The 15,123-nt window shown below is 75.4% G+C and carries 16 protein-coding genes; 4 read left to right on the top strand and 12 right to left on the bottom strand.

All coding sequences use genetic code 11. The features are described 5' to 3' along the window. Positions 1-59 precede the first annotated feature (59 nt). Positions 60-1,214 (top strand): ADP-ribosylglycohydrolase family protein, encoded by a 1,155-nt coding sequence (locus O3T09_RS00995; RefSeq protein ID WP_049145222.1) that lies wholly within the window; start codon positions 60-62, stop codon positions 1,212-1,214. 5 nt (positions 1,215-1,219) lie between these two features. On the opposite strand, the gene O3T09_RS00990 is transcribed toward O3T09_RS00995, so the two are convergent. From O3T09_RS00990 to clpS, 7 genes are read right to left on the bottom strand one after another with little or no spacing between them, the layout of a single operon-like run. Beyond that, positions 1,220-2,365, bottom strand: a complete 1,146-nt coding sequence (locus O3T09_RS00990) for an exonuclease domain-containing protein (RefSeq protein WP_069941943.1) — start codon at positions 2,363-2,365, stop codon at positions 1,220-1,222. Continuing rightward, positions 2,362-3,051 (bottom strand): non-canonical purine NTP pyrophosphatase, encoded by a 690-nt coding sequence (locus tag O3T09_RS00985; protein ID WP_044659188.1) that lies wholly within the window; start codon positions 3,049-3,051, stop codon positions 2,362-2,364. Before O3T09_RS00985 ends, O3T09_RS00990 begins: the two co-directional genes overlap by 4 nt. Beyond that, complete coding sequence (gene rph / locus O3T09_RS00980; RefSeq protein WP_036382145.1) at positions 3,048-3,812, bottom strand: ribonuclease PH; 765 nt, start codon at positions 3,810-3,812, stop codon at positions 3,048-3,050. The genes O3T09_RS00985 and rph overlap by 4 nt, the downstream gene beginning before the upstream one ends. Before the next feature lie 22 nt (positions 3,813-3,834). Beyond that, complete coding sequence (locus tag O3T09_RS00975) at positions 3,835-4,650, bottom strand: MBL fold metallo-hydrolase (protein WP_069941944.1); 816 nt, start codon at positions 4,648-4,650, stop codon at positions 3,835-3,837. After that, positions 4,647-5,579, bottom strand: a complete 933-nt coding sequence (murI, locus tag O3T09_RS00970; protein ID WP_049145229.1) for a glutamate racemase — start codon at positions 5,577-5,579, stop codon at positions 4,647-4,649. Before murI ends, O3T09_RS00975 begins: the two co-directional genes overlap by 4 nt. Then, positions 5,576-6,343: a DUF2017 family protein gene (locus tag O3T09_RS00965; RefSeq protein ID WP_069941945.1), complete on the bottom strand. Its 768-nt coding sequence runs from the start codon at positions 6,341-6,343 to the stop codon at positions 5,576-5,578. Before O3T09_RS00965 ends, murI begins: the two co-directional genes overlap by 4 nt. An 8-nt stretch (positions 6,344-6,351) precedes the next feature. Further along, positions 6,352-6,714 (bottom strand): ATP-dependent Clp protease adapter ClpS, encoded by a 363-nt coding sequence (gene clpS, locus O3T09_RS00960; protein ID WP_002857236.1) that lies wholly within the window; start codon positions 6,712-6,714, stop codon positions 6,352-6,354. A gap of 64 nt (positions 6,715-6,778) precedes the next feature. Between clpS and O3T09_RS00955 the strand changes: the two genes are divergently transcribed. The 3 genes from O3T09_RS00955 (at position 6,779) to O3T09_RS00945 (ending at position 9,429) form a co-directional block, all read left to right on the top strand. Further along, the gene (locus tag O3T09_RS00955) at positions 6,779-8,131 is read left to right on the top strand and encodes a nicotinate phosphoribosyltransferase (RefSeq protein ID WP_069941946.1); all 1,353 of its coding nucleotides are present in this window, start codon (positions 6,779-6,781) and stop codon (positions 8,129-8,131) included. A 3-nt stretch (positions 8,132-8,134) separates the two neighbouring features. After that, positions 8,135-8,818 carry an isochorismatase family protein gene (locus O3T09_RS00950; protein ID WP_069941947.1) on the top strand — a complete coding sequence of 228 codons (684 nt, stop codon included), beginning with the start codon at positions 8,135-8,137 and terminating at the stop codon, positions 8,816-8,818. A gap of 149 nt (positions 8,819-8,967) precedes the next feature. Continuing rightward, entirely contained in the window at positions 8,968-9,429 is a 462-nt protein-coding gene (locus O3T09_RS00945; protein ID WP_159833055.1) for a GNAT family N-acetyltransferase, read from the top strand. A gap of 53 nt (positions 9,430-9,482) precedes the next feature. Here O3T09_RS00945 and O3T09_RS00940 read toward each other — a convergent pair whose 3' ends face one another. The 5 genes from O3T09_RS00940 to O3T09_RS00920 all read right to left on the bottom strand — a co-directional run bounded on the left by O3T09_RS00940 (position 9,483) and on the right by O3T09_RS00920 (position 15,101). Next, on the bottom strand, positions 9,483-11,303 hold the full coding sequence (locus tag O3T09_RS00940; RefSeq protein ID WP_102708379.1) for a DEAD/DEAH box helicase: 1,821 nt from the start codon (positions 11,301-11,303) through the stop codon (positions 9,483-9,485). After that, entirely contained in the window at positions 11,296-11,640 is a 345-nt protein-coding gene (locus O3T09_RS00935; protein ID WP_010079007.1) for a DUF3039 domain-containing protein, read from the bottom strand. Before O3T09_RS00935 ends, O3T09_RS00940 begins: the two co-directional genes overlap by 8 nt. 23 nt (positions 11,641-11,663) lie before the next feature. Then, on the bottom strand, positions 11,664-13,265 hold the full coding sequence (locus O3T09_RS00930) for a Tat (twin-arginine translocation) pathway signal sequence (protein ID WP_269295271.1): 1,602 nt from the start codon (positions 13,263-13,265) through the stop codon (positions 11,664-11,666). After that, complete coding sequence (locus tag O3T09_RS00925; protein WP_269295270.1) at positions 13,256-14,080, bottom strand: ABC transporter ATP-binding protein; 825 nt, start codon at positions 14,078-14,080, stop codon at positions 13,256-13,258. Before O3T09_RS00925 ends, O3T09_RS00930 begins: the two co-directional genes overlap by 10 nt. Before the next feature lie 64 nt (positions 14,081-14,144). Next, positions 14,145-15,101, bottom strand: coding sequence for a co-chaperone YbbN (locus tag O3T09_RS00920; RefSeq protein ID WP_225348405.1), 957 nt, complete (start codon positions 15,099-15,101; stop codon positions 14,145-14,147). Positions 15,102-15,123 lie beyond the last annotated feature (22 nt).

Raw genomic sequence — 15,123 nt, 5'->3', positions numbered from 1 at the left:
ACTCTAGGGAGGGTGTGGACGGGATAAGCACGACGCGGTGCAGCTCGTACGATGGCGGCATGTCCGCCACCGCGCCCGAGCCCACCGCCTCCTCGTCCACGCCCCTGCCCGGCCCCGAGCACGCCGACCGGGTCCTGGCCCTCCTCGCGGCCGGTGCCGCCGGGGACGCGCTGGGCGGCGTCGTCGAGTTCACCCCCGCGTCGGGGATCGCGGCGGTGCACGGCCCCGCCGGCGTCACCGACGCCGCGGACCTGCTCGCCCAGGAGGGCGCCCACGCCCTGCCGATCACGGACGACACGCAGCTGACGCTGTACGTGCTCGACGGCCTGCTCGAGTGGATCGAGTGGCAGAACGACGGCGTCCCGGCCGATCCCGCGGCGTGCGTGTGGCTCGCGTGCCTGCGCTGGTTCGCCACGCAGGACGGCGCGCTGCCCGAGGGCGCTCCCCCGGCCCCGCCCCGCTGGATCGACGCGCACGCGGAGCTGAAGGTGCGCCGCGCGCCGGGCACCGCGTGCCTGACCGGGCTCGCCGAACCGGGGATGGGCCTGCCGGGCGACCCGCACAACCCGGGTTCGAAGGGCTGCGGGACGGTCATGCGCTCGGCCCCGTACGGGATGGTGCCGGGGCTCGAGGACCCGCACGTCGTGTCCCTCGCCCGCCAGGGGGCCGTCCTCACGCACGGCCACCCCACCGCGTGGGTCGCGGCGGGCGCGTACGCCCTCGTCATCGCGGCCCTGCTGCGCGGCCTGGACCTGGCCGCCGCGGTCGCGCACGCCCGCGCGTGGCTCGACGGCCTGGGCGAGGAGGCCGCGGAGACCCGCGCCGCCGTGACCGCGGCGGTCGACCTGGCCGGCACCGTCGACGCCGACCCCGGCGCCCCCGGCGCCCTCCCCACCGCGCTCGGCGAGGGCTGGGTCGCGGAGGAGGCCCTGGCGATCGCGCTGTATGCCGCGCTCACCGCGCAGGCGGTGCACCCGGCCGATCCGGCGGCGGCGCTCGCCCTGGCGCTGCGGATCGGCGTGAACCACGACGGCGACTCCGACTCCACGGCCTCGCTGGCCGGGCAGGTGCTCGGCGTGGCGCACGGCACCGCCGTGTTCGGTGCGCACGACCCCGCGGACCGCGCCGCGGCCGAGGCCTCCGTCCCGGGGTGGATCGCCGAGCGCGAGGTCGTCCTGGAGGCCGCCCGGCGCTGGAGCGCCGCGACCACCTGAGTGGTTCAGCGCGCGGCGTCCGGCCAGTTCCCGTCGAGCATCTGCAGGAACTCCCCCTCGGAGACCAGGGCGATGGCCTGCCCACGGTCCCGCCGGCGCAGGGCGTCCCGCGTCTTGCGGTGCGCCAGCGCCGTGGTCACGGCCTGCGGTGCCCCGTCCTCGGCGCGCGGGCGGTGCAAGTCCGCGGCCTCGAAGCCGTCCCCCACGACGAGCATCGTGGTGGCCGCGCCCACCCGGTTCGCGGTCTGCGCGCCGTGCGCGGCCGCGCGCGTCTTGGCACTCTGACGCGACATGCCGATGCCGCCCGTGAACACCACGGTCTGGCCGAACAGGGGGTGGCCCGGGTCGGCGGCCGGGTTCGGGAGCGGATTGACGCCCTCGTCCGGCCAGCGCATGAAGTCGGGCATGGCGCGTTCGTCCCGCAGCGGGACCCGCGCGTCGAAGACGCCCTCGGTACGCCGGGCCTGGCGGGTGGCCTTCGACTCGGCGCCCGATCCCGCCGCCCGGGGGGCGAGGACGCTGACGCTCAGCCCCTGGGCCCGCATCAGGCGGTCGACGCCGCGGCCGGCCGGCGCGTCGGTCAGCCCGGGCAGAATCTCCGCGTCGGCCGGCGGCGCCCCCAGCACGCGCCGGCCGATGTCCACGAGGATGGCCGCGCAGGCCTCGGCGTCGGCCAGTGCGTCGTGGTGGCGCCCCGGGGTGAACCCGGCCTCGCGCGCCGCGGAGGGCAGGGCGTACGAGGGCAGGTCGTAGACGCGGCGCGCCAGCACCAGGGTGCACACGAACTCCAGGCCCGGCACGTCCCGGCCGGAGACCTCGAGGCCGGACTCGATGACGCCGACGTCGAAGCCCGCGTTGTGCGCCGCGAGCACGTCCGTCCCCACGAAGTCCGCGAGCTCGTCGTACACCTGCGCGAACCGGGGGGCGTCCAGGACGCGGTCCTCGGTGATGCCGTGGATGCGCACGTTGCGGGGATCGAACCGGTCGAAGCCGACGGGCGGACGGATCAGCCACTCGGCACGGTCCACCATGACCCCGTCCCGCACCCGGACGGCGCCCACGGCGCACGGGGAGCCGCGGAAGCCGTTGGCGGTCTCGAAGTCGATCGCGGTGAAGTCCAGCCCCGGCACGGGGACGCGCCCGCCGCTCACGGGCGCGCGTCGAGCGCGTCCACCAGGTAGGGCAGCAGGGCGCGGAAGGCGTGCCCCCGGTGGCTGATCGCGTTCTTGTCCTCGGGGCTCAGCTGCGCGGTGGACACGTCCCGGCCCTCGGGCCGCAGGATCGGGTCGTAGCCGAAGCCGCCGTCCCCCACGGGCTCGCGCAGCAGCGTGCCGGGCAGGCGGCCGTGCTCGACGTGCTCGACGTGGATGGCCCGGGCGCCCGCGGCGTCCGGGCCGCTGGGGACCGCGAGCGCGGCGGCGCACACGAACTGGGCACCCCGATGCTCGTCCGGCACGTCGGCCAGCTGGGCCAGCAGCAGCTCGAGGTTGGCACGGTCGTCCCCGTGGCGCCCGGCCCAGCGGGCCGAGAAGATCCCGGGGGCGCCGTGCAGCACGTCCACGGCCAGACCGGAGTCGTCCGCGACGGCGATCAGCCCGGTGTGCGCGGCCACGGCGCGGGCCTTCTTCAGCGCGTTCTGGGCGAACGTGACGCCGTCCTCGACGACGTCCGGGGCGCCCACGGCGCCCGCGTCCACCACCGCGGCCTCCACGTCGAGGCCGGGCACGGCGCCGGCGAGCAGCTGCCGCAGCTCGCGCACCTTGCCCGCGTTGTGCGTGGCGAGCACGATGCGGGCGCCCTCCGGCAGGCCCGCCGACGAGGAGGCGGGCGCGCTCACGCCCGGTCCTCCGTGGCGGCGGCCAGGGTCTCGGCCTGGATGCGGGCCAGCTCACCCGTGCCGATCAGGGCCAGGTCCAGCAGGGTGTCCAGCTCGGCGCGGGTGAACGGCGCGCCCTCGGCGGTGCCCTGCACCTCCACGAACTCCCCGGCCCCGGTGACGACCACGTTCATGTCCGTCTCCGCCTTCACGTCCTCCACGTACGGCAGGTCGAGGACGGGCACCCCGTCCACGATGCCCACGGACACCGCGGCGACGGAGTCCTTGAGGACGGCGGCGCCCTTGGCGAGGATCCCCTCGCGCCGCGCCCAGGCCACCGCCTCGGCGAGGGCGACGTAGGCGCCCGTGATGGCGGCGGTGCGGGTGCCGCCGTCGGCGTCGAGGACGTCGCAGTCCAGGACGATGGTGTTCTCCCCCAGGGCGGACAGGTCGATGACGGCGCGCAGGGACCGGCCGATCAGGCGGGAGATCTCGTGGGTGCGCCCGCCGATCCGGCCCTTGACGGACTCGCGCTGGCTGCGCTCGTTGGTGGCCCGCGGGAGCATCGCGTACTCGGCGGTGACCCAGCCGGTCCCCTCGCCCTTGAGCCAGCGCGGCACGCCCTCGGTGAAGGAGGCGGTGCACAGCACGCGGGTGTTCCCGAACTCGATCAGGGCCGAGCCCTCCGCCTGCCGGGACCAGCCCCGGGTGATGGTGATGGGGCGCAGCTCGTCGACGGCGCGGCCGTCCGGGCGGGGGGCGGTGGGGGCGGGAGAGCTCATGGCCTCCAGTCTAGGCGCGCCCTCAGACGCCGTAGCTCAGCCCCGAGACGGCGACGGCCAGCGGGCCGTCGTACACCGCGCGGGCCTCCTGGACGGCGCGCTGCGGATCGTTCCACACCGGCAGGTGTGTGAGCAGCAGCTTCCGGGCCCCGGCCTGCGCCGCCGTCTCGCCGGCCCGTCGGCCGGTCAGGTGGACGCCGTCGATGCCGTCGTCCCGGCCCTCGTGGAAGGCGGCCTCGCACAGGAACACGTCCGCGTCCCGCGCGGCCTCGACGAGCCCCTCACACGCGTCGGTGTCCCCGGAGTAGGTGAGCACGCGGGTGGTGACGTCGCCGTCGTCGTCGACGCGGTCCACCTCGACCCGGATCGCGTAGGCCTCGTCGATGGGATGGCGCACGGGGACCGGGGTGAACCGGAACGGACCGAGCCGCTCGGTGCGGCCGGCGGCCCAGCACCGGAACTCGAAGTCCTGGTGCATCCCCGGCTCGGGGTCCATCCCGTACGCCTCGGCGATGCGGTCGGCGGTGCCGGCGGGTCCGTAGACGGGCAGCCGGCCGCGGTCCCAGCCGGCCGGGTTCCAGCGGATGGCCACGTGCATCCCGCACAGGTCCATGAAGTGGTCCGGGTGCAGGTGGGAGAGCAGGATGCCGTCCAGGTCCTCGAGCTCGACGTAGCGCTGCAGCACGCCGAGGGCGCCGTTGCCGAGGTCCAGCAGGATCCGCCATGTGCGCGGGGTGACGCCGTCCTCGGCCACGCCCTCGGCGGTGAGGAGGTAGCACGAGGCGGGTGAGCCCGGGCCGGGGAAGGACCCGGAGGCCCCGATGATGGTCAGCTTCACGTCACACCCTCCTGCTCGGCGCCCAGCCGCACGAAGGCCGTCGAGCGCGTCGGGACCGGCGCGGCCGCGGGGCGGGGCGCGCCGATCGTCTCCAGGCGGCGCACGGACTCGACCTCGGGTCCGAGGAAGCGGCGCGCGAGGGCCTGGAAGTGGTCGGGGTCGCCGGTGGCGGCGAAGCGGTGGCGGGTGGCCTGGCCGGAGCCCGCGGCCGAGTGGGGGTGCTCGAGGCCGAGGCGGACCAGTTCCCGGTAGAGGTCCTTGGCGGTCTCCTCCGCGGAGGAGACGAGCGTGACGTCCTCCCCCATCACGAGCGAGAGGGCGCCGGTCAGCAGCGGGTAGTGGGTGCATCCCAGCACGAGGGTGTCCACGCCCGCCGCGCGCAGCGGGGCCGTGTACTCCCGGGCGGTCTCCAGCAGTTCGGGGCCGGTGGTGATGCCGGCCTCCACGAACTCCACGAACCGCGGGCACGCGACCGAGGTGATCTCGAGGTGCGGGGCGGCCGAGAACGAGTCCTCGTAGGCGCGGGACCCGACGGTCGCCTCGGTGCCGATCACGCCGATTCGGCCCGTGCGGGTGGCGGCCACGGCGCGGCGCACGGCGGGCTGGATCACCTCGATCACGGGGATGCCGTGGCCTCCCGTGTAGCGCTCGCGGGCGTCGCGCAGCACGGCGGCCGACGCGGAGTTGCACGCGATCACGAGCGCCTTGACGCCGCGCGCGACGAGCTCGTCCATGATCGCCAGGGCGAGGGCCCGTACCTCGGCGATGGGCCGCGGGCCGTACGGCGAGTGCTCCGTGTCGCCCACGTAGAGGATGGACTCGTGGGGCAGCTGGTCCATGATCGCCCGGGCCACGGTCAGCCCGCCCACGCCCGAGTCGAACACGCCGATCGGCGCGGCGGCGTCCACGGCGGCGCGCTGGCCGCTCACTGCTCGTCCTCCGCGTCCCCGGCGCCCGGCGCGGACTCGTCCGCGCCCTCGGGCAGCTCGCTGAGCATCTCCGTCATGAGCGTCTCCAGCAGCCACGAGGTGAAGTTGTAGAGCAGGGCCATGGTGGACTCGACGTCCTCCGCGCTGCGCCAGTCGTCCACGGCGTGCACGCGGGCGGCGTCCTCCTCGGTCTCGACGCCCAGGCGGGCGGCCAGGACGAGGCGCACGTCGTTGAGCGCGCGGCCGAAGGCCGGCGCCTGGTCGTGCGGCACCTCCACGCGCGTCGAGCGCAGCAGCTCGAGGGCCAGGCGCGCGTCCGCGAGCTTCCCCTCCGACAGGGCGTCCTCGGTCAGGGCCCGGTGGGCGCCCTGTTCGGCGGCGCCGGCCTGGGGCATCGCATCCGGCAGGAGGCGTGCGACGGCCGGGTCGGTGGGGGCCGAGCGCTGCGGCTCCGGGTCCTGGCTCAGGTGCAGGCCGGAGACCAGCCCCCAGAACGCGGCGTCGGACGCGTCCAGCCCGGCCACGGGGCCCGCGTCCTGCGCGGCGGACACGGACGGCGGCGCCGCCGGGGGATCTTCGGGCGTGTCGACGCCGTCCTCGGCGGCCGGGGCCTCGGCGGGGTCCGCCTCGGCGGGGCGCACGTCCGCGCGTCGGCCCTCGAGCAGGGCGACGACGTCCCTGACCAGCCCGCGCAGCAGGCGCACCTCCGGCAGCTCCAGCTGCGCCGTGTACCCCCGCCGCGTCCAGCGGAACCGTTCTGCCATGCCCCTCCTCAGTCCTCCGCCTGCTCCAGCGTGGCCCACAGACCGTAGCCGTGCATCGCGCCCACGTGCAGCTCGGCCTTCTCCTTGGTGCCCGTCGCCACCACGGACCGGCCCCGCTCGTGGACCTCGAGCATGAGCCGCTGCGCCTTGGCCGCGGAGTAGCCGAAGTGGGTGCGGAACACGTAGGCGACGTAGCTCATCAGGTTCACCGGGTCGTTCCACACCACCACGTTCCACGGCCGGTCCCGGGCTGTGTCCTCGTGAGGCCGCTCCAGCAGGGCGGTGTCGGTGGCGCCGGCGGGGACGGACTCACCCGGCGCCGGACGCACGGCGCGCGGCGCGGACGGATCGTGGCGGGTCAGCACGGACATGCGCCCCAGTGTACGAGGCGGGCGGGCCAGGACCGGCCCCGCAACGGTCCACTAGGGTGGGCGCGTGAGCCTGAACCCCGTGCCCAGCGCCCCGCGGACCGCCGACGACTGGCAGATCCCCACGGCGCTGATGACCGACCACTACGAGCTGACCATGCTCCAGGCCGCGCTGAAGGCCGGCACCGCGCACCGCCGCTCCCGCTTCGAGCTGTTCACCCGACGCCTGCCCAGCGGCCGCCGCTACGGCGTGGTGGCCGGCGTGGGCCGCGCGCTGGAGGGCCTGTCCCGCTTCCGGTTCGACACGCCCGAGCTCGACTTCCTCGCGGACACCACCGCCCTCGACGACGCCACGCTGGCCTGGCTCGCCGACTACGAGTTCACGGGTGACATCGTGGGCTACGCCGAGGGCGAGGCCTACTTCCCGCACTCCCCCCTCCTGCAGGTGGAGTCGACGTTCGCCGAGGCGTGCATCCTGGAGACCTACCTGCTCTCCATCTACAACTACGACTCCGCCGTGGCCTCCGCAGCCTCCCGCATGACGGCCGTCGCGGACGGCCGCCCGTGCGCCGAGATGGGCTCGCGCCGCACGCACGAGGAGTCCGCCGTGGCCGCCGCCCGCGCCGCGGCCATCGCGGGCTTCACCGCCACCTCGAACCTCGAGGCGGGCCGCCGGTACGGCATCCCGACCGTCGGCACCGCCGCCCACTCCTTCACCCTGCTGCACGACTCGGAGCGCGCCGCCTTCGAGGCCCAGGTCGCCGCGCTCGGGGCGGACACCACCCTCCTCGTGGACACGTATGACGTGGAGCAGGGCGTGCGCACCGCGGTCGAGGTGGCCGGCCCGGCCCTGCGGAACGTCCGGGTCGACTCCGGCGACCTCGTGATCCAGGCCCACCGCGTGCGCGAGCTGCTCGACGAGCTGGGCAACACCGAGACCGGGATCATGGTCACCTCGGACCTGGACGAGTACGCGATCGCCGCCCTGCGCTCCGCCCCCGTCAGCTCGTACGGCGTGGGCACGCGCCTGGTCACCGGGTCCGGCGCGCCCACCGCCTCCATGGTCTACAAGCTCGTGGCCCGCCAGGACGACGACGGCACGTGGGTGGACGTGGCCAAGGCCAGTTCCGGCAAGGCCAGCCGGGGCGGCCGCAAGGAGGCCGCGCGCCGCCGCGACCCGCGGGGCCGGGCCACCGCCGAGGTGATCGGCGTCAACCGCAGCGCCGCGCCCGACGCCGACGACCGTCCCCTGCTGCACCGTTTCGTGCACGCCGGCGAGCTGGCCGAGGGCTGGACCGGCCCCGAGGCCGTCACCCGCGCCGCCGAGCGGCACGCCGCCTCCCTGCGCGAGCTGCCCGCCTCGGTGGGCCGCCTGCAGCCGGGCGACCCCGCCATCCCGACCATCTTCCTGGAGGACTGACCCATGGAGAACCTGAACCGCGCCCTGGTGATCGTGGACGTGCAGAACGACTTCTGCGAGGGCGGCGCCCTCGGCGTGACCGGCGGCGCCGCCGTCGCGGCCGGGGTCAGCGAGCACCTGGCCGAGCACGCGGACGCCTACGCGGCCGTGGCCGCCACGCGCGACTGGCACGTCGACCCGGGCACGCACTTCGCCGCGGCCACCGGCGCCGAGCCGGATTTCCGCACCACCTGGCCGGTGCACTGTGTGTCCGGCACCGCCGGCGCCGAGCTGCATCCCGACCTGGACGCCGAGCACCTCGACGCCGAGTTCCTCAAGGGCCTGCACACGGACGCCTACTCCGGCTTCGACGGCGCCCTCGGCGAGCCCGACGCCGTCCCGACCGGGGCCGCGGGCGAGCGCCCCTCCGGGACCGTCGGCCCGTACGGGGCCACCGCCGTGGCCGCGGCCGCCGTCGAGTCCGGCGCCCCCGGCCTCGACGAGTGGCTCCGCGAGCAGGGCGTGGACGCGATCACCGTGGTGGGCATCGCCACGGACCACTGCGTGCGCGCCACCGTGCTCGACGCCCTCGACGCCGGCTACGAGGTCACCGTGCTGACCGACCTGGTGGCCGGCGTCGACGAGGCGGCCGCCCAGGCCGCGCTCCACGAGATGGAGGCCGCCGGGGCCATCCTGGCGACCTCGTGAGCGGGTTCGGCCCCGAGCGGCGCCCGCGTCGCCTCTGAGGCGCCGCACGTCGGGACAGTGACGAATGTCACGACGTGCGGCATGATGGAGGCACGCGGCCCCGGCGGGCGTGCCGGAGCCGGTGCCCGACGCAGACGAGGAGAGCAGCCATGACCGACTCCCCCATCGCCGCAGACCGGGACGGCATCCGCTACCTCTCCGGGGCGATCCCGGCCGCCGACGATGTCCGCGCCCTCTACGACGCCGTGGGCTGGTCCGCCTCCACGGGGGACATGGACACGCTCATGGGCGGGCTGCAGGGCTCGGCCACCGTGGTGACCGCCTTCGACGGCGGCCGACTGGTCGGTCTGGCCCGCGTGGTCTCCGACGGACACACCATCGCCTACCTGCAGGACATCCTCGTGGATCCGGGGCACCAGCGCCGCGGCATCGCCTCCGAGCTGCTGCGCCGCGTCTTCGCGCGGTTCGGCCAGGTGCGTCAGCACGTGCTGCTCACGGACACCGAGGAGCGTCAGCGCGCCTTCTACGAGGCCCATGGATTCCGCGAGTCCCATGACGTGGAGGGCGACGAGCTGCGCGCCTTCGTGCGCTTCCAGTCCCGGGACGGCTGAGCCCGGCGCTCAGGCCGACACGGCCTGCCGGCGCCCGCCGCGCCCGGCGGACCTCAGGTCCGGCCGACGAACCACCCGCGCAGGGTGCTCAGCCGCTTCTCCAGCTGCTCGCGGGAGGCCTGGGCCACGGCGGGGCCGCCGGAGATCTCCCGCAGGCGGTTGTGGATCACCCCGTGCGGCTGGCCGGAACGGGCCGCCCAGGCGGACACCGTCTTCGACAGCTCTGAGCGCAGCTCCTTCATGCGCCGGTGGTCCACGACGTCGGCGGGCTCGGCCGCCTGCGCACGCGGCCGGCGCTGGATCTGCTCGGCCTGCCGCTGCCGCAGCAGGGCGGAGACCTGCTCGGCGTCCAGCAGGCCCGGGATGCCGAGGAAGTCCTGCTCCTCCTCCGAGCCGACCGCGCCGCCGAGACCGAACTCGCCGCCGTCGAAGAGCACCTTGTCGAAGCTCGCCCGGGACTCGAGGGCCTCGAACTTCTCCCGCGTCAGCGCGTCCGAGCCGCTCTCGGCCCGGTTGGCCTCCGCGATGAGGTCCTCCTCGGGGGCGTCCTCGAGGTCCTCGACCTCGACGGCGCCCTCCTTGCGGTCCAGCGCGTGGTCCCGCTCGAGCTCCATCTCGTTGGCCAGCAGCATGAGCGCGGGCACGGACGGCAGGAACACCGAGGCGGTCTCCCCACGCCGGCGGGAGCGCACGAAGCGGCCCACGGCCTGGGCGAAGAACAGGGGCGTGGACGTGGACGTGGCGTACACGCCCACGCACAGGCGGGGCACGTCCACGCCCTCGGACACCATGCGCACCGCCACCATCCACCGCTCGTCCGACGCGGCGAACTCCTCGATGCGATCCGAGGCGCCCTTGTCGTCCGAGAGGATCACGGCCGGCCGCTGGCCGGTCAGCGCCTCGAGCTGCGCGGCGTACGCGCGCGCGTCCTGGTGGTCCGAGGCGATCACGAGGCCGCCGGCGTCGGGCACGTTGCGGCGCACCTCGCTGAGCCGGCGGTCGGCCGCGCGCAGCACGGACGGGATCCACTCGCCCGCCGGGTCCAGCGCGGTGCGCCAGGCGGAGGCGGTGATGTCCTTCGTGGCGGCCTCGCCGAGCTGAGCCTCCATGACCTCGCCGGTGGAGGTCTTCCAGCGCATCTGCCCGGAGTAGGCCATGAAGATCACCGGGCGCACCACGTGGTCCCGCAGCGCCGGGCCGTAGCCGTACGTGTAGTCCGCCTTCGACCGCTCGATGCCGTCCGCACCGAGTTCGTAGCGGACGAAGGGGATGGATGCGGTGTCCGAGCGGAACGGGGTGCCGGTCAGGGACAGACGCCGCGTGGCCGGCTCGAACGCCTCACGGATGCCCTCGCCCCAGCTCAGGGCGTCGCCGCCGTGGTGGATCTCGTCCAGGATCACCAGCGTCTTGGCGGCCTCGGTGCGGTTGCGGTGCAGGACGGGCTTGTTCGCCACCTGGGCGTACGTCAGCGCCACCCCGCGGTACTCGGCGCCGTGCCGCCCGTCGGCGTTCTTGAAGTTCGGGTCGATGGCGATGCCCACGCGCGCGGCATTGTCCGCCCACTGGCGCTTGAGGTGGTCCGTGGGCGCGACGACGGTCAGCCGCTGCACGACGCCGGAGTCCATCAGGATCTTGGCCACGCGCAACGCGAACGTCGTCTTGCCAGCGCCGGGGGTCGCGACCGTCAGGAAGTCCTGCGGGGCGGTCTGGAGGTACCGCTCCAGCGCCTCCTGCTGCCACTGGCGCAGCTTGGGGGCCGTCCCCCACGCCGCGCGCTCGGGCATGGCGGGGGGAAGGTCCTCGCCGATGTGGAACAGGTCGTGCTGGACGCTGCCGTCCGGGGTGCCGCTCGTCAGGGAGCGGCCGTCAGCCACGGCCGCGGCCTCCGAACCAGCCACCGCGCTTGCCGCCGCCGTCGCCGTCGCCGCCGTCCTGCGGCTCGCGCAGGCCCTCGTAGATCTCCTTGCACGTGGGGCACACGGGGAACTTGTTCGGGTCCCGGCCCGGCACCCACACCTTGCCGCACAGGGCGATCACGGGGGCACCGGTGACAGCGGACTCCGTGATCTTCTCCTTGCGGACGTAGTGGGCGAAGCGCTCGTGGTCGCCCGGCTCGATCTCCTGCCGCAGCTCCTCGCGCTCGAGGACGGACGTGCCGCCGCCGGCGGGCGCGAAGGGGTCGTTCAGGTCGGGTTCGCCGGTCACACTCATACGGGCCAGTCTAGCCGCGCCCCTCAGAAGGCGGCCACGGCCTGGTAGGTCTCGGCCTGCGCGCGGTCGTACCAGCGCGCCCCCAGGCGCACGCCCAGCCACAGCGCGACGGCGCCCCACACGAGCCCGAGGGCCACCGTCACCCAGCCCCACACGGCGGCCCCGGTGACGAGCCGGACGATGAAGGGCGCCAGGAACGGCACCGCGAGCGCCAGGCTGACCAGCATCGCGGCGCCCTGGACGAGCATCGTGCGCATGGCCGCGCCCTGCGGCGTCTTGAACGGGCTGTCTCCCGGCTTCGGCACGGGGTACACGAAACGGGCGGAGACGAACGCGGACAGCCCGGCGGTCGTCCCGAACAGGCCGAGGGCCAGGCCCAGCATCGGCGCCAGCAGGGACCAGTCCCCCGCCGCCGCCACCGTCGCCGTCGTCACGAGCAGGATCATCGGCAGGCCCCAGCCCGCCAGGCCCAGGACCCGGCCCCAGCGGTCGTCCACGCCCCGCACGCCCGAGACGACGTGCAGGTGGAACGCCGTGTGGTCGTAGGCGATGTCCGCGGAGATCGAGTAGGCCAGGGACCAGGCGGTGATCGGCCCGAGGATCAGCAGCAGGCCCAGTCCGGGACCCCCCTCCGCGGCCATGCCCCCGGTGAACCACAGCAGGACGGCCATGAGCGGGATGATGATGAGCCCGGCCGCGTACCGCGGATCGGCCAGCCAGTAGCGCTGGGCGCGGGCCGCGATCGCGGTGCGCGGGCCCGTGGCCGGTCGGCCCAGCCAGCGCAGCGGCATCGGGTCCGTTCCCGCGGCGACGCGGCGGGACCGACCGCCGCCCACGGCCACCGGCTCCACGGTGCGGCGCACGGCCAGGTGCCACAGGGCCAGGGCGGCCAGGCACCAGGCCGCCGCCACCGCGAGGTGGAGCGCGACGGCGGCGCCGCGGCCCTCGGCGGCCGCCCACGCCGCGGCGGGGCCCGCCCCGAACGGGGTCCACGCCGCGCCGCGGGCGACCTGGGGCGCGATCGCCAGGAAGTCCTCGAACGATGCGATGGCCTGCGAGAGGGCGACGCCGCCGAGTATGAGCGGGATGAACAGCAGGACGGAGACGACGTCCCGCACCCGACGCCGGCTCGCGTAGGCGGCCAGGAGGCCGGCGAGGCCGGAGCCGATCGCCACGGCGGTCACCGCGGTCAGCGCGCCCCCGGCCAGGCCTGCCGCCAGCGCGGCCGGCCGGTCCCACCAGCTGGCCCCCAGGCCCACCAGCACGGCCAGCGTGGCGAGCCCGACCGGCGTCGTGAAGGCGCTCAGGACCAGCCCGGCGATGAGGGTGCGGGCCGGGACGGGGAAGAGCACGAAGCTGTGCGGGTCGAGGGTGGCGTCCACGCCCGTGACGAACGGCGGGATGACGAGCCAGGCGAGCACCACGACGGCGGCGGCCAGCACGGTCGTGGCGCCGCGGGCCTCGTCCGGCAGGGCGGGCAGGCCCGTGACGAGCAGCGTCACCGCCACGGCGGCCATGCCGAGCACGTACAGCGCGCCGAGCACGCTCATCACCAGGGTGAACGGGGACCGCCGCCACTGGTTCAGGGTCAGCGTCCAGCGCAGTCGGACGAGCGTCAGAGCCATGCCAGCCCCTCCGAGCCGTGGCGGCCGCCGACGAGGTCCACGAAGCGGTCCTCGAGGTCGTGCCCGTCCCGGACCTCCTCGAGCGTGCCGGCGGCCCGCAGCGTCCCGGCCGCGATCACGGCGACGTGGGTGCACATGCGCTGGACGAGGTCCATCACGTGGCTCGAGACGATCACCGTGCCGCCCCGCTCCACGTACGAGTGCAGGATGTCCCGGATGTTCGCGGCGGAGACCGGGTCCACGGCCTCGAACGGCTCGTCCAGGACGAGCAGGTCCGGGGCGTGGACCATGGCGGCCGCCAGGGACACCTTCTTGGTCATGCCGGCGGAGTAGTCGGCCACGAGCGTGCGGCCGGCGTCCTCCAGGTCCATCACCCGCAGCAGGTCCGCGGTCCGCTCGGCCACGGTGTCCGCGTCGAGGCCGTGCAGCAGCCCGGCGTAGGTCACGAGCTGCGCGCCCGTGAGGCGGTCGAAGGTGCGCACGCCGTCGGCGAGCACGCCGACCCGTCGCTTGGCCTCGAGGGGCTGCTCCCACACGTCGACGCCGTGGATCCAGGCGCGGCCGTGGTCCGGGCGCAGCAGCCCGGTGGCCATGGACAGGGCGGTGGTCTTGCCCGCCCCGTTGGGCCCGACCACCCCGAAGAACGATCCGGCCGGGACGTCCAGGTCCAGCGCGTCCAGCGCCAGCTTGTCCCCGAACCGCTGGGTCAGCCCGCGCGTGACGAGGGCGAGGTCCGGATCGGGGGCGTCGGCCGCACGCCGACGGGCGGCGGCCGCCAGGTGGGCGGGGGCAGGCTCGGGCGCATGCGGAGACATGCCTGGGACCTTACCCACCGTCAGGCGGACACGGCGTCCTCCTCAGGGATGAACTGAGGGTCCCTCAGAACAGCGCTGCGGCCAGCCGACGCCGCGAGGCCTGCACACGGGGGTCGTCCGTGCCCACCACGGTGTAGAGGTCCACGAGGTGGGCGCGCGCCGTCTCCCGGTCGTCGCCGGGGTGGAGGGCGATGAACCGCACGAGCCGGGCGAAGGCGTCCTCCACGTGGCCACCGAGCACGTCCAGGTCGGCGACGGCGAGCTGGGCGGCGACGTCGTCCGGGCCGTCCGCGGCGGCCGCGCGCACCGCCGCAGCGTCGGCGTCACGGGTGCGCAGCATGAGGCGGGCCGCGGACAGGCCCTGCTGGGCCACGGCGTCCGCGGGGCTGTCGGCCAGCGCCGCCTCCCACGCCGAGACGGCCCCGGGCAGGTCGTCGGCGGCGAGGGCCTCATGGGCGGCCCGGTGCAGCGGCGGCACGGGCGGAGCCTCCGCAGCCGCGGCGTCGGCGTCCTGGCGCGCCGGGGCGACGGGGGGCACGGTGCCGGCGACGCCGTTCTGACGGGCCACCTCGAGGATCTCCCCCATGAGCTGGCGCAGCGTCTCCTCCGGCACCTCCTGATTGACCAGCGGCACCGGCTGCCCCGCCACCACGGCCATGACCGCGGGGCCGGCCCCCAGGCCCAGCGCCTGCAGCACGGCGGGCTCCTTCGCCACGTCCAGACGCGCGAGCACGAGCCGTCCCGCCTGGGCGTCGACCGCGTCCGCGAACTGCCGGTAGAGCGCCTCGCTCGCCGCGTCCCCGGGCACGTGCAGGTGCAGCAGCACCGGCACCTGGGCGGAGAGCTGGACCAGCTGCTGCAGCAGACCCTGGTCGGCGTCCGCGATCACCCACGAGCCGCCGCCGGCGCCGGCGTCGGCCCCCGGCGCGGTGCGCCCGGCCGGGGCCGGGGTGCCGAGCGAGGACAGGTCGACGGCGCCGCGCAGGTGGGACGGGGCGTCGGAGGGGGGCTGGGCGGTCACGTCGGTCACGATCCTTCCGGTC

The organism is Micrococcus sp. H39-S4 (assembly GCF_027158145.1).
GTDB lineage: Bacteria > Actinomycetota > Actinomycetes > Actinomycetales > Micrococcaceae > Micrococcus > Micrococcus luteus.
The sequence above is the reverse complement of the archived record's forward strand: the minus strand, read 5'-3'. Positions and strand labels throughout refer to the sequence as shown.